This is a genomic window from Aeromonas simiae (assembly GCF_000820125.1).
Lineage (GTDB): Bacteria > Pseudomonadota > Gammaproteobacteria > Enterobacterales > Aeromonadaceae > Aeromonas > Aeromonas simiae.
Genome location: NZ_CDBY01000007.1, coordinates 55,665 through 69,200 on the forward strand (window position 1 = coordinate 55,665; position 13,536 = coordinate 69,200).

Below are 13,536 nucleotides of genomic sequence, written 5' to 3' on the forward strand. Positions count from 1 at the left end.
GCCAGCGGCAGCACGATGAGGCCGAAGGCGAGGTAGCGGCCGCTCGCCAGCAGGGAGGGCGGGTAATCCGGCACCAGCAGAGGGGCGATGAAGATCAGCCCCCACATCAGGCCGGCCAGCAGAGCAAACAGGACACCAAGCAGCATGACAGGCTCGCAGCAATGAAGAAGTGGAGTGAGCACGGTAACCCGAAGCGGGCGGCGCCGTATTGAACCAGATTGCGCTTATCGCAGGGCGAGCACTTGGCGTTGGTAGCGTACCGGCGTGGTGCCGTAGCGGCGTAGAAACGCACGGGTGAGGTGTGCCTGGTCGGCCAGCCCGCAAGCGGCGGCCACGTCGGCGGCGGGCATTCCACCGGCCAGTGCGGCCTTGGCGCGTTGCAATCTTACCGCCATCAGCATCTGCTGTGGCGTGACGTGAAAATGCGCCTTGAACTTGCGCTGGAAATGATAGGGGCTCAGGTTCACCGTCGCGGCGAGCTCGCCCAGCGTGATCGACTGGGCGAAGCAGGCTTGCAGGTAGTCGACGGCGCGCGCCAGCGAGTGAGGGGCTTCATCGGGGTTGGCACGGCCCACCCCGTGGGGGCGCAGGGTCTCGCACACCGAGAGTAGCAGGCCGTCGGCCGCCAGCTTGCTGTCGCAGTGCCACAGGGCATCGAGCAACCCTTGCAGCTGGCGGGCCGTGGCGGGGGCATGGCAGACCGCCTCGGGGAAGTTCCAGTCTCGCCGACCACTGATGGCGGTGAGGTGGGGGGCGGGCAGATAGAGCATGCGGTAGCGCCACCCCTCTTCGCTGGCCGACTCGCCCGTGTGCAGCTCGTCCGGGTTCATCAACACTAGGCTGCCGGAGCCGGCCAAATGCTGGCTGCCGCGATAACGAAAGCGCTCGGCGCCGTGCTCAATCACCCCGAGACTGAATCCCTCGTGGCTGTGGGGATCGAAGGTGTGGGAGCGGATGTGGGCGCGATACAGCTCGATATCCGGCTGTTGCGGCAAGGTGCGAAAATCGGCCCTGTCGTGCTGATGAGTAAATGGCGCTGCGCCCTGCATCCTGACCTCCTGTCACTGGGCCTTCATCATAGGCTTAGCGGGGGCGGCGGCCAAGCTCAGGTCAGCGCGGTGCACTCGCGCTCGAGGGCGGCGCGGATCTCGTCTGCGGTCTTGATGGTGCGGATGCGGCGAAACAGCGCGTCGGCCTCGGCGTACTCGCGCACCACGTAGGAGAACCACTGCTTGATGCGGCTCGGGTAGTAGTCGGCCTTCTCGCTGGCCAAGTCCTGCTCGCTGTAGCGCACCATCAATCGCAGCACCTCGGGCCAGCTCAGGTGGGGGCAGTCCTGCTTCATCACGTTGGCAAGGTTGGGCAGCGACAGGGCGCCACGGCCCACCATCAGGCGATCGCAGCCTGACACCGCGCGGCAGCGCATGGCATCGGCGTGGTTCCATATTTCGCCGTTGGCGGTGACCGGAATGGGCAGGGCGCGGCGGATGGCATCGACATATTCCCAGTGGGCGGGGGGGCGATAGGCCTCAACCTTGGTGCGGGCGTGCACCGCCAGCTCGTTGGCGCCGCCCTGATAGACGGCGTCGGCGTTCTCCATGTGCAGCGCCTTGTCCTCGAAACCGAGGCGGATCTTGGCGCTCACCGGCAGATGGGCCGGCACCGCGTCTCGCACCGCCTTGACGATGGCGTGCACCGTCTCGGGGGTCTTCAGCAGCACGGCGCCGCCTTGGCTCTTGTTGACCGTGGGGGCCGGGCAGCCAAAGTTGAGATCGACCCCGGGCGAGCCGAGTTCGATGGCGCGCAGGGCGTTTTCGGCCATCCATTCGGGGTGCTGGCCCAGTAGCTGCACCCGTACCGGGGTGCCAGCACGGGTCTTGCCGCCCTGTTTCAGCTCGGGGCAGAGGCGGTGATAGACCTTGGCGGGCAGCAGCTGATCGACCACCCGCACGAACTCGCTGATGCAGAGGTCATAGTCGTTGACGGCGGTGAGGGTCTCACGCATCAGGTGATCGAGTACCCCCTGCATGGGGGCCAGGGTAATGTGCATGGCGAACGGCGTGGTGATAAAACGAAGGCGAGATTGTAGTGGCAAGGCGGCCTGCTGTCAGCCCGGATCTCTGCTAGGATGCTGGCAGTCATTGCGCTGGAGGTTGTCGATGAACGCCCTGTTGACCCTGCTCGGCTGGCTCAGCCTCATCACCGGCATCATCGGCATCGTGGTGCCCTTGCTGCCCACCACGCCGTTCGTGCTGCTCTCGGCGGCCCTGTTTGCCCGCTCTTCGCCGCGCTTTCATCGCTGGCTGCTGGATCATCCGCAATTCGGGCCGCTTATCGACGACTGGCAGCGCCACCGTGGGATCCGTCGCAGCGCCCGACGCCGCGCCAATCTGCTTATCTTGCTCTCGTTCGGGGTGTCACTGCTGCTGGTGCCGTCCGTGTGGCTGCGAGTGCTGCTGTTGGTCATGATGGTGGGGCTGCTGGTGATCATCAATCGTTTGCCTCTGGTCGAGCCAGTTGCATTGAAGCAGTGAAGTGCCTAAGCTATCGCGGCAAAATGTAGTGGAGTTGGCCTGTCATTTTTGCAATGACAGGCCTTTTTGTTTGTCGCCGTAGCGATACGAATAACGGTCAAATCATGAATCCGGATACCCTGAAGTTTCTCGAAAGCAGCATCAAGACCATTCCCGACTACCCGAAGCCGGGCATCATGTTTCGCGACATCACCAGCCTGGTGGAAAATGCCGAAGCGTTTCGCGCCACCATCGATCTGCTGGTGAAGCACTATCAGGATCAGGGCATCACCAAGGTGGTTGGCACTGAGGCCCGCGGCTTCATCTTCGGCGCGCCGGTCGCCTGTGCCCTGGGCGTCGGTTTTGTGCCGGTACGCAAGCCTGGCAAGCTGCCGCGCGAGGTGATTGAGGAGTCCTATGAGCTCGAATACGGCCAGGACACCCTGCAAATGCACACCGATGCCATCGTGCCCGGTGACAAGGTGCTGGTGGTCGATGACCTGCTGGCCACCGGTGGTACCGTCGATGCCGCCATCAAGCTGATCCGCCGCGCCGGTGGCGTGGTGGATGATGCCGCCTTCGTCATCTCCCTGCCGGCCCTGGGCGGCGAGGCGCGCCTCAGCGCTGCCGGTGTCAAGGTGTTGACTCTGGTCGAGTACGACGGGGAGTAATTCCCGGCGTCGGTATCGTGACAAGAGAAGGGCTCCTGACGAGGGGCCCTTCTCTTTTGTGTTTTTGCCCTGCGTCAGCACGCGTCCTGCCCACCGGTGCGAGTGCCCGAAAACCCGCCATTCGCGCCGCTGCGCGCCCCTTCAAGGTATTGCCGCTGCGCCCTTTGTGTTAGCATCCGTCCCATTGTCTATGAGCCCCCCGATGGAGTGCGATGAGCTATCAGGTTCTGGCCCGCAAGTGGCGCCCCCGTACGTTTGAGCAGGTGGTTGGCCAGCAGCATGTGCTGACGGCCCTCACCAATGCCCTGGATCAGGGGCGGCTGCACCACGCCTATCTGCTGAGCGGTACCCGCGGGGTCGGCAAGACCACCATAGCCCGCATCCTGGCCAAGAGCCTCAACTGCGAGCAGGGGGTGAGCAGCCACCCGTGCGGCGTGTGCGACACCTGCCGCGAGATAGAGCAGGGGAGCTTCGTCGATCTGCTGGAGATCGATGCGGCCTCGCGCACCAAGGTGGAAGACACCCGCGAACTGCTCGACAACGTGCAATACCGCCCGGCCCGTGGTCGCTTCAAGGTCTACCTCATCGATGAGGTACACATGCTGTCGCGTCACAGCTTCAACGCGCTGCTGAAAACCCTGGAAGAGCCGCCCCCCTATGTGAAGTTTCTGCTGGCGACCACCGATCCGCAGAAGCTGCCCATCACTATCTTGTCGCGCTGCCTGCAGTTTCATTTGAAGAGCCTGGATCAGACCCAGATCGCCAAGCAGCTGGAATGGGTGCTCGATCAGGAAGGGCAACCGTTCGAGCCGCGCGCCCTGCTGGCCTTGGCCAAGGCGGCCGATGGCAGCATGCGCGACGCCTTGAGCCTGACCGATCAGGCGCTGGCCCACGGCAACGGCAGCGTGCATCTCGACAGCGTGCTGGCCATGCTAGGCACCCTGGATCACCGCCACCTCTATCAACTGCTGGAGGCGGTGCTGCGCCAGGATGCGCCGGCGGCCATCGCCAAGATTGAGGAGATGGCCACGCTCGGCCCCGATTTTGACCAACTGCACGCCGAGCTGGAGGCACTGCTGCACCGCATCGCCATGGCCCAGCTGCTCCCCTCCAGCGTACAGGAGGAGGGGGGCGATGCCGAACAGCTGCGCCAGCTGGCCCAGACCATGAGCCCGGAAGAGGTGCAACTGTGTTATCAGATTGCCCTCAATGGCCGCAAGGAGCTGCAATGGGCGCCGGATGGCCGCAGCGGACTCGAGATGACGGTGCTGCGCATGCTGGCGTTTTCACCGCGTCGGGTCGCCCTGCCGGCCGCCAGTTTTAGCGCCGCGCCCCAGGCGATGGCGCCGCTTGGCATGGCTTCCCCCCACAGCGCGCCGGTGGTCGCCGCCGTGCCGGGAAAGTCTCAGGAGGGCGAGCCCGCCCCTGAGCCCGAGGCAGCACCTCAGGCCGATGAGCAGGCGCTCTTTGCCGAGCAGGCCGAATTGATGGCTCAGGCCGAGCAGATGGGCTACGGCGCCGCAGCGCCGGCCAGTGTACCGCTTCCCGAGGCGGCCAAGCCCGTTGCCGAGATGATGCCGAGCCCTGAGCCGCTGCCGGCCGAGGTGCCCGCCGCGGAGGTGATGCCGGTTCCCGAGCCGCAGCCGGCCGAGGTGCCCGCCGCCGAGAAGATGCCGCTTCCCGAGCCAGCCGTAGCGCCGGCCGCGGCCCCTGAGCCCCAGGCATCGGGCGCTCTGGCGCTGCTTGGCAAGAAGAATATGCTGCGCAGCCGCCTGCGCAGCCGCCTGCGCGCTGACACAGCGGTGCCGACCCGTGAACTGTCACCACGGCAGGCACCGGCGCCTGCCGCTGCCAAGATGCCGAGCCCACCGCCGGCTCCGGCGAAACCCGCGCCGGTCGCCGCCGAGCCGAGCCGCCCCGCGCGCCGCCTCGATCCCGCCTTTGTGCCGCTCGAGGAGGAAGAGGAGGAGGGCGTCTCCTGGAGCGACTACGAGGCGGCCATGGCCAGTAGTGACTGGCCGCCGAGCAGCGTCAGTGAGGTGGCCACGGCCCCCGCTGCCGCGCCGGTGCCGGCCGATCTGCCGCCGTGGCCGCTGGACGATGCCCCCGCCACGCCCGCTGTGGTGCCCGCCGTCGAGGTTGCACCTGCCGCTGAGGTGGCGCCTTTGGCCGCCGAGCCGGTGCTGGAGGAGGCCCCTCAGTCGGAGCGAGCCACCATCGACTGGGATGAGCTGGAGGAGGCGCAAGAGGAGCAGGGCGATTTTGGTGAGCGCCTCATCCCCTCAAGCCTGCTGGCTCACTGCGGTGACGAGTGGGCCGAGCTCATCTCCCACACTCAGGTGGGGGGGCGGCTGCGCCAGCTTGCCATCAACTCGGTCATGCGCCGGGAGCCGGGAGTGTTGCATCTGACCCTCAAGCCGGAGCAGCGCCATCTGGTGAGCGAGAAAGCCTGCCAGGCGCTGGCCGAACACCTTGGGCCCGCCCTTGGCGAGAGCGTGAGGGTGGAGGTGGTGCTGGGCGTGGTGGAAGGCCATGAGACGCCGCTTGAGGTGGAGCATCGCCTCTATATGCAGACACTCGAGCAGGCGAGTCGGGATCTGCAAGGGGATCCCCATATCCAATTTTTGCGCCAGCGCTTCGGAGCCGAATTGCATATCGACTCCATCGAGCCGCTGGTCGAATGATGTCGGGTTGACCGGCAACCGGTCCCCGGGTTGAAAAACCGCTTGCTGTCCCCATATTCTCCGGCAAGCCCCGCGGCCTTGGCCGTATCCGTTCAAGATGAGAGACGAACTATGTTTGGTAAAGGTGGAATCGGCAACCTGATGAAGCAGGCCCAGCAGATGCAAGAGCGCATGCAGCAACTGCAAGAGCAGCTGGCCGAGATGGAAGTGACCGGTGAATCCGGTGCCGGTATGGTCAAGGTCACCATGACCGGTAGCCACAGTGTGCGCCGCGTCGCCATCGACGAGAGCCTGATGGAAGACGACAAAGAGATGCTCGAAGATCTCATCGCCGCCGCCTTCAATGACGCAGTGCGCCGGGTCGAAGAGCAGAACAAGAGCAAGATGGCCGAGCTGACCGGTGGTATGCAGTTGCCGCCCGGCTTCAAGATGCCGTTCTAAGGCGAAGATGGATGAAGAGAGCCCTTGGGGGCTCTTTTTTTTATGCCGTGTATTGAGGTGCGCCTTGCTACTGTGCACGATGTTGATAGCTGGTCTACCCTTGAACTGGTCTTTTTTTTGAACTCAAAAGTATAAAAAATCAAAAGGTTAGCCTGTTTAAACCACGACAAGGAGGGGCGGATGGGCGAACGTTTGTTGAAGGCGCTGATGCTGTGCAGTGGTCTATGGAGTGCCGTGGCGGTGGCGGGGGACGCTTTTTTGACCCTGAGTGGTACAGGGTGCTGCCAGGGGGCGGGGAGGGTGCAACTGACCCGTGCCGAGTTTGAGGCCTTGCCCCAGCATGAACTCAAGACCGAAACGCCGTGGACCGAGGGCACCCATGTTTACCGGGGGGTGTTGCTGCGGGATCTGATCGCGAGGTTTTCCCTCCCAGGAGATGCCTTAAAGGCCGTCGCCGTCAACGACTACTGGGCGGCCGTACCGGTCAGCGATGCACTGAAGTACCCCGTGCTGCTGGCCTCACGCCAAGATGGCCAACCCTTGACCCTGCGCAGCAAGGGGCCACTGTGGATTGTCTACCCTCTCTCGGCTCATCCCGAGCTCGACAAGGAGCTCTACCACAGCCGCATGGTGTGGCAGCTGACCCGTCTCGAGAGCCATTAATATGCCGCGCAGCAAATTTTTCGGCCTGCTGCTGATGGTGGCGGCGTTTCTCGGGGTGACCCTCTGGTCGGCCTGGAACTACGAGCGGGCCTTCAATGCCGTGACCCGCTACACCCAGCGCTCGGCCTGGTCTCTTGCCCAGATGGAGCTGGAGCTGCGCGCCTTTCAGGGGGAGCTGGCCCTCTACCGGCTAGGGGGCAGCTCACCGCAGGCGTTGCAGCGGCGCTTCGATATCGCCTGGAATCGACTCGATGTGTTCCTGCACGCCAAGGGGGTCGGGCAGAACGAGGAGCTGCTCCCCATCCGCAAGGCGGTGAGCGATCTGCTGGCCCTGCTGCGACGCCATGAAGCCGATGTGGTGGCCGCCACGCCGGCCGATCCAGGGCTGGCTCGCTTGTCCCAAGAGCTGGATCTGCGTCTTGATGCGGTGCGTAAGGTGACCATCCAGAATTTCACCGGCCCCTCCGTCGTGACCCCCCGGGTGACGCTGGAGCGGGTCAGGGAGCAGAACTTTGTCGTGCTCGGTGTGTTGCTGCTGGTGACCATGGCGATGCTGCTGACCCTCTTTCTGGAGGTGCGGCGTCAGCATTTTCTCGCCTGGAATGACAGCCTGACCCGGCTACCCAACCGGGTGGCGCTGATGCATTTTTTGCGGCGCCACGTGGCGCGTGGTGGCCGCCGCATGACCGTCTGCCTGTTCGATCTCGGTCACTTTCGCGAGGTCAATGACAGCCTGGGCTATGAGGTGGGAGATGCCCTGCTGTGCGCCTTGGCCGCCAAGCTGCATGCATTGCGCGGCCCGGCGCTGTTTGTGGCCCGCACCGGCAGCGACGAGTTTGCCATCGTCATGATCGGCAGCATGCCCACCTATCTGCGCTTTCCGTTTCTCGAAACGCTGCACGCCGAGCTGACCCAGCTGGCCTATGAGGCCGATCCGGCGCATCGGGTGCATGTCTTCATGGGGGTAAGCCAGTATGCCCCTTCGCTCAATTCGCCGGAGGAGACGCTGCTGTTTGCCGACATCGCGCTCGAGAGTGCCAAGCGGCAAGATGCGACGCGCTATGTGATGTTCTCCTCTTCCATGTACCGGCACTATCGGCGCAACCGCCAACTCTCGGTCGAACTGCGTGAGCTGCTCGATGGTGAGGACGAGCAGCAGCTGGCGCTGCATTACCAGCCGATCGTCTGTGAGCATGAGGCAACCCGGCTGGGGGCCGAGGCGCTGCTGCGCTGGCATCACCCGGAATATGGCTTTATCGCGCCACCCGATATCGTCGAGTTGGCAGAGGAAAATGGCCTCGGCCAACGGCTCGGTGCCTGGATCTTCCGGCGGTTGCAACGGGATCTCGCCGCCTTTCCCAGCGCATTGGTGGCGCGCCTTGAACTGTCGGTCAACCTCTCGGGCTCCATGTTCCACCATCGTCTGCCGCAACAGGTCGAGGCGGCGCTGGCCGGGGGGCCACTGCAACGCCAGCAATTGGTGCTGGAGCTGACCGAGAGCATTGCCATCGACGATCTGCCGCGCAGCCAGCATATCCTGCGCGGACTACACCATATCGGCGTGCGGGTGGCACTGGATGATTTTGGCACCGGCTGGGCATCGCTCTCTTATCTGCGAGCGCTCTCGTTTGACAAGCTCAAGATTGACCGCTCCTTCATCACGGCGATCGACAGCGATGAGCGGCAGGCGTTGTTTGTCGGGATGATCACCGATCTCTCCCATCAACTTGGGGTACAGGTGGTGGCCGAGGGGGTCGAGCGCTACGAGGAGTGGCGGGCGGTGCTGCGTCTCGGGGTCGATGAGGTGCAGGGCTATTTTTATGCCAGACCGTTGCCAGCCGCGGCGTTTCACGCCTTCTGTGACGACTATTTCGGGCCAGGACTCATGCTGACCGAGGTGGCCTGTGGCTGAAGGGAGCCCATGACAAGGCCCCCCACCTTTGGGTATAGTCCTGCCCCTGTTACTGTCTGATTGAGAGCGCGATGAAATTCAGCCCCCTGCTTGACGAGATGATCAAGGCCCTGCAAGTGTTGCCCGGCGTGGGCCCCAAGTCGGCCCAGCGGATGGCGTTCCAACTGCTCGAGCGCGAGCGCAGCCGTGGCGTGCGGTTGGCCCAGACCCTGACCCGGGCGCTGACCGAGATTGGCCATTGCAGCCAGTGCCGCACCTTCACCGAAAATGAGCTGTGCGAGCTGTGTGCCAGCCCCAAGCGCGCCGAAAACGGCCTGCTCTGCGTGGTGGAGAGCCCGGCCGACGTGGCGGCCATCGAGCAGACCGGTCACTACAGCGGCCGTTACTTCGTGCTGATGGGTCACCTCTCGCCGCTCGACGGGATTGGCCCGCAAGAGTTGGGATTGGAGATCCTCGAGCAGCGGTTGCGCGCCGAGCAGATAGAGGAGCTGATCCTCGCCACCAACCCCACGATTGAGGGGGATGCCACCGCCTACTACATCGCCGAGATGGCCCGCGCTGCCGGGGTCAAGGTGAGCCGTATCGCCCATGGCGTGCCGGTGGGCGGTGAGTTGGAGCTGGTGGATGGCACCACGCTCTCTCACTCCCTGATGGGGCGCCAGCCCCTACTGTGAGTCTCGGCTGGCGCGACAGTGCGAGTGTGCAAGCCCTGCCTTTGGCGGGGCTTGCGGGTCTTTGGCGTGTGGAAAATTGCATCCTCCCCCTTGAAACCTCGGCACCTGTCCCCATCTTCCTTGTCGAATCCGTTCAACCTGAATCGTCAAGGAATTGCCGATGACCCAAGCCGTTCATGCCGAAACCCACGGGTTTCAGACCGAAGTGAAACAGCTGCTGAGCCTGATGGCCCACAGCCTCTACTCCAACAAAGAAGTGTTCCTGCGCGAGCTCATCTCCAACGCCTCCGATGCGGCGGACAAGCTGCGCTTCAAGGCGCTTTCCGAGCCTTCCTTGTATGAGAATGACGGTCAGCTGCGCGTTCGTCTCATCGTTGACAAGGACGCCCGCACCCTGACCATCTCCGACAACGGGATCGGGATGAGTCGCGACCAGGTGATCGAGCACCTGGGTACCATCGCCCGCTCCGGCACCGCCGAGTTCTTCAAGAACCTCTCTGGCGATCAGAGCAAGGACTCCCAGCTGATCGGTCAGTTCGGGGTCGGTTTCTACTCCGCCTTCATCGTGGCCGACAAGGTGACCGTGGTCTCCCGCGCCGCCGGCGAGCCGGTTGAGCGCGCCGTACAGTGGGAATCCGCAGGGGAAGGCTCGTTCACCGTGGCCGATGTGACCAAGGAGAGCCGCGGTACCGATGTGATCCTGCATCTGCGTGCCGAGGAAGAGGAGTTCCTCGACGACTGGCGCCTGCGCTCCGTGGTGGGTAAGTACTCCGATCACATCTCCATCCCGGTTGAGCTGTACAAGGAGGGTACCCCGGATCGGGAAGAGGAGGGCGAGACCGTCGTCGGCACTCCGGGCCAGTGGGAGCAGGTCAACCGCGCGACCGCCCTGTGGACCCGCAACCCGAAAGAGATCAAGGACGAGGAGTACCAGGAGTTCTACAAGCACATCGCCCACGACTTTGAGGACCCGCTGCTGTGGGGCCACAACCGGGTGGAAGGGGCCCAGGAGTACACCAGCCTGCTCTATGTGCCGGCCCGCGCCCCGTTTGATCTCTACAACCGCGAGCAGAAACACGGCCTCAAGCTCTACGTGCAGCGCGTCTTCATCATGGACGACGCCGAGCAGTTCATGCCGGCCTACCTGCGCTTCGTGAAGGGGGTGCTGGACTCGGGCGATCTGCCGCTCAACGTCAGCCGCGAAATCTTGCAAGACAACAAGACCACGGCGGCCCTGCGCAAGGCGTGCACCAAGCGGGTGCTCACCCTGCTCGGGAAGCTGGCCAAGGACGATGCCGAGAAATACGCCACGTTCTGGACTGAGTTCGGCAACGTGCTCAAGGAAGGCCCGGCCGAGGACTACGCCAACCGCGAGGAGATCGCCAAGCTGCTGCGCTTTGCCAGCACGGCCGGCGACGGCGAGGCCCAGAGCGTGTCGCTGGAGGACTATGTTGGCCGCATGAAGGAAGGTCAGCAGAAGATCTACTACATCACTGCTGACTCCTACGCTGCGGCCAAGAACAGCCCGCATCTGGAGATCTTCCGCAAGAAGGGCATCGAGGTGCTGCTGATGTGGGAGCGGGTCGACGAGTGGCTGATGAGCCACTTGAGCGAGTTCGACGGCAAGCAGCTCATCTCGGTCACCCGTGGCGAGCTGGATCTCGGGGATCTGGAAGACGACGCCGACAAGCAGGCCCAGGAGGCCTCCGAGAAGGCCAACGCCGGCCTCGTCGAGCGGGTGAAAAAGAGCTTAGGTGAGGCGGTCAAAGAGGTGCGCGTCACCCATCGCCTGACTGACTCGCCGTCGTGCATCGTTACCGACGCCTACGGCATGAGCACCCAGATGATCAAGCTGATGCGCGCCGCCGGCCAGCCGGTGCCGGAGCAGAAATATATCCTCGAGCTCAATCCTGAGCATCCGTTGGTCAAAAAGCTCGACGGTATCCAGGACGAGAGCCTGTTCGGCGAGTGGGTCACCCTGCTGCACGAGCAGGCCCAGCTGGCGGAGCAGGGCGGTCTGACCGACCCGGCCAGTTTCGTGGCTCGCATCAACCGGTTGCTGCTGGGGTGATGCCCGGAAGGCCCGCTTCGGCGGGCCTTCGCATTTATGCTGCATTTTCACGCAGTCGATGCCTGCCACCTCAGGCCGGACAAGGAGCCTGCAAGCGGGCTGCACTGGCGGCAAAATGGCCGGTTGTCCCGCTTTGGCTTGTGGAAGCGGGGGAAAGCGTGTAATTTTTCCCCCGCCAACGATTTGAATAACCAATCAATAGGAGCGTGTATGCGCATTGTTCTGCTCGGGGCACCGGGTGCCGGCAAGGGTACTCAGGCTCAGTTCATCATGGAAAAACACGGTATTCCGCAGATCTCCACCGGCGACATGCTGCGTGCCGCGATCAAGGCGGGCACCGAGCTGGGCCTCAAGGCCAAGGCGGTGATGGACGCGGGTCAACTGGTCTCCGACGAGATCATCATCGGTCTGGTCAAGGAGCGTATCGCTCAGGCCGATTGCGCCAACGGCTTCCTGCTGGACGGTTTCCCGCGCACCATTCCCCAGGCCGAGGCCATGAAGGAAGCCGGTGTGAGCGTGGACTTCGTGCTCGAGTTCGACGTGCCGGACGAAGAGATCGTCAAGCGCATGAGTGGCCGCCGCGTTCACCCTGGCTCTGGCCGCACCTATCACGTGGTCTTCAACCCGCCCAAGGTCGAAGGCAAGGATGACGTGACCGGCGAGGATCTGGTGATCCGCGCCGACGACGAAGAGACCACGGTGCGCAAGCGTCTCGACGTCTACCACACCCAGACCGCTCCGCTGGTCGGTTTCTACAAGCAAGAGGCCGAGGCCGGCCGCACCCAGTACCACAAGATCGACGGCACCCAGAGCGTCGATGCAGTGAGTCAGCAACTGGCTACCCTGCTGGGTTAAAACCTGCTAAAAAAGAGGGCCCGACCAGGGCCCTTTTTTTATGGCGATGGCACACCACCACAGAGAGGCACAGTGACAACCAAAACCGGCATTCTGCTCGTCAATCTGGGCACGCCGGCGGCACCGACCACGGCCGCCGTCAAGGCGTTTCTCGGCCAGTTCCTGCACGACCCCAGGGTGGTCGACTTGCCTCGCACCCTCTGGTGCCCGCTGCTCCACGGCATTATTCTGCCAACCCGCTCACCGCGGGTCGCCAAGCTCTACCAAGCGGTCTGGACGGCGGAAGGCTCGCCCCTGATGGCCATCAGCGTGCGCCAGCGCGCGGCGCTCGAGCAGGAGCTCACGCGCGAAGGGGTCGACGTGCCGGTGGCCCTGGCCATGACCTACGGCAGCCCCTCCATGAGTGAGGGCTGGGCGCAGCTCAAGGAGCAAGGGGTCAATCGCGTCATCATCCTGCCCCTCTATCCCCAATATTCGGTGAGCACCACGGCCAGCGTGTTTGACGCCTGGGCCAAGGCGATGAAGCGCGAGCGCAACCTGCCGGTGATGCGCCTCATCCGTGACTATCACGCTCACCCCGAGTACATCCAGGCGCTGGCCCAGAGCGTGCGGCGTCACTGGGAGCGGCATGGCCAGGGCGATCACCTGCTGATGTCGTTTCACGGCATTCCCGAACGTTATGCCCGCGAAGGGGACCCTTACGGCGATCAGTGTCGTCACACCGGCTCCTTGCTGGCGGCCGCGCTCAACCTGGAAGAGGGGCGTTGGAGCCTCACCTTCCAGTCGCGCTTTGGCAAGGAGGAGTGGCTCAGGCCCTATACCGACGAGACGGTAGCGAGCCTGCCCGGCAAGGGCGTCAAGCGCCTCGAGGTGATCTGCCCCGGCTTTGCCGCCGATTGCCTGGAAACGCTGGAGGAGATCGACGGCCAGAACCGCGAGCTGTTCCTCGAGCACGGCGGCGAGGCGTTCCATTTTATCCCCTCGCTCAACGACGAGGCGGCCCATATCCGTATGATGGTTTCGCTCATCTGTCGTGAGCTGGCCTGATCACA

12 protein-coding genes are annotated in these 13,536 nt (G+C 63.9%); 10 read left to right on the plus strand and 2 right to left on the minus strand.

The annotated features are described in order from the left end of the window. Positions 1 to 224: 224 nt before the first annotated feature. Together BN1134_RS00915 and dusC are read right to left on the minus strand one after the other, a co-directional pair. Positions 225 to 1,049 (minus strand): AraC family transcriptional regulator, encoded by an 825-nt coding sequence (locus BN1134_RS00915; protein WP_042044687.1) that lies wholly within the window; start codon positions 1,047 to 1,049, stop codon positions 225 to 227. Positions 1,050 to 1,105: 56 nt separating this feature from the next. Beyond that, positions 1,106 to 2,050, minus strand: coding sequence for a tRNA dihydrouridine(16) synthase DusC (gene dusC / locus BN1134_RS00920; protein WP_042044689.1), 945 nt, complete (start codon positions 2,048 to 2,050; stop codon positions 1,106 to 1,108). Positions 2,051 to 2,159: 109 nt separating this feature from the next. Between dusC and BN1134_RS00925 the strand changes: the two genes are divergently transcribed. From BN1134_RS00925 to hemH, 10 genes are all read left to right on the plus strand, one after another. Then, positions 2,160 to 2,534: a YbaN family protein gene (locus tag BN1134_RS00925; RefSeq protein WP_042044690.1), complete on the plus strand. Its 375-nt coding sequence runs from the start codon at positions 2,160 to 2,162 to the stop codon at positions 2,532 to 2,534. Positions 2,535 to 2,638: 104 nt separating this feature from the next. After that, positions 2,639 to 3,184 (plus strand): adenine phosphoribosyltransferase, encoded by a 546-nt coding sequence (gene apt / locus BN1134_RS00930; protein ID WP_042044691.1) that lies wholly within the window; start codon positions 2,639 to 2,641, stop codon positions 3,182 to 3,184. A gap of 212 nt (positions 3,185 to 3,396) precedes the next feature. Then, entirely contained in the window at positions 3,397 to 5,868 is a 2,472-nt protein-coding gene (gene dnaX / locus BN1134_RS00935) for a DNA polymerase III subunit gamma/tau (protein ID WP_042044692.1), read from the plus strand. A 111-nt stretch (positions 5,869 to 5,979) separates the two neighbouring features. After that, positions 5,980 to 6,309, plus strand: a complete 330-nt coding sequence (locus tag BN1134_RS00940; protein ID WP_042044693.1) for a YbaB/EbfC family nucleoid-associated protein — start codon at positions 5,980 to 5,982, stop codon at positions 6,307 to 6,309. 180 nt (positions 6,310 to 6,489) lie between these two features. Then, positions 6,490 to 6,972 (plus strand): putative pterin-binding protein, encoded by a 483-nt coding sequence (locus BN1134_RS00945; protein WP_042044694.1) that lies wholly within the window; start codon positions 6,490 to 6,492, stop codon positions 6,970 to 6,972. A 1-nt stretch (position 6,973) separates the two neighbouring features. Further along, complete coding sequence (locus BN1134_RS00950; protein ID WP_042044695.1) at positions 6,974 to 8,884, plus strand: putative bifunctional diguanylate cyclase/phosphodiesterase; 1,911 nt, start codon at positions 6,974 to 6,976, stop codon at positions 8,882 to 8,884. A 71-nt stretch (positions 8,885 to 8,955) separates the two neighbouring features. Then, positions 8,956 to 9,558, plus strand: coding sequence for a recombination mediator RecR (recR, locus tag BN1134_RS00955; RefSeq protein WP_042044696.1), 603 nt, complete (start codon positions 8,956 to 8,958; stop codon positions 9,556 to 9,558). A 160-nt stretch (positions 9,559 to 9,718) separates the two neighbouring features. After that, positions 9,719 to 11,629 carry a molecular chaperone HtpG gene (gene htpG, locus BN1134_RS00960; protein WP_042044698.1) on the plus strand — a complete coding sequence of 637 codons (1,911 nt, stop codon included), beginning with the start codon at positions 9,719 to 9,721 and terminating at the stop codon, positions 11,627 to 11,629. 210 nt (positions 11,630 to 11,839) lie between these two features. Then, positions 11,840 to 12,484 carry an adenylate kinase gene (gene adk / locus BN1134_RS00965; protein WP_042044701.1) on the plus strand — a complete coding sequence of 215 codons (645 nt, stop codon included), beginning with the start codon at positions 11,840 to 11,842 and terminating at the stop codon, positions 12,482 to 12,484. A gap of 72 nt (positions 12,485 to 12,556) precedes the next feature. Continuing rightward, on the plus strand, positions 12,557 to 13,531 hold the full coding sequence (gene hemH / locus BN1134_RS00970; protein ID WP_042044703.1) for a ferrochelatase: 975 nt from the start codon (positions 12,557 to 12,559) through the stop codon (positions 13,529 to 13,531). Positions 13,532 to 13,536 lie beyond the last annotated feature (5 nt).

Excerpts from the sequence above, each read along its gene's own strand:
- dnaX (WP_042044692.1), top strand. The coding sequence starts at position 3,397 with ATGAGCTATCAGGTTCTGGCCCGCAAGTGGCGCCCCCGTACGTTTGAG.
- apt (WP_042044691.1), top strand. The coding sequence starts at position 2,639 with ATGAATCCGGATACCCTGAAGTTTCTCGAAAGCAGCATCAAGACCATT.
- BN1134_RS00925 (WP_042044690.1), top strand. The coding sequence starts at position 2,160 with ATGAACGCCCTGTTGACCCTGCTCGGCTGGCTCAGCCTCATCACCGGC.
- BN1134_RS00940 (WP_042044693.1), top strand. The coding sequence starts at position 5,980 with ATGTTTGGTAAAGGTGGAATCGGCAACCTGATGAAGCAGGCCCAGCAG.
- htpG (WP_042044698.1), top strand. The coding sequence starts at position 9,719 with ATGACCCAAGCCGTTCATGCCGAAACCCACGGGTTTCAGACCGAAGTG.
- BN1134_RS00950 (WP_042044695.1), top strand. The coding sequence starts at position 6,974 with ATGCCGCGCAGCAAATTTTTCGGCCTGCTGCTGATGGTGGCGGCGTTT.
- BN1134_RS00945 (WP_042044694.1), top strand. The coding sequence starts at position 6,490 with ATGGGCGAACGTTTGTTGAAGGCGCTGATGCTGTGCAGTGGTCTATGG.
- BN1134_RS00915 (WP_042044687.1), bottom strand. The coding sequence starts at position 1,049 with ATGCAGGGCGCAGCGCCATTTACTCATCAGCACGACAGGGCCGATTTT.
- adk (WP_042044701.1), top strand. The coding sequence starts at position 11,840 with ATGCGCATTGTTCTGCTCGGGGCACCGGGTGCCGGCAAGGGTACTCAG.
- recR (WP_042044696.1), top strand. The coding sequence starts at position 8,956 with ATGAAATTCAGCCCCCTGCTTGACGAGATGATCAAGGCCCTGCAAGTG.
- dusC (WP_042044689.1), bottom strand. The coding sequence starts at position 2,050 with ATGCACATTACCCTGGCCCCCATGCAGGGGGTACTCGATCACCTGATG.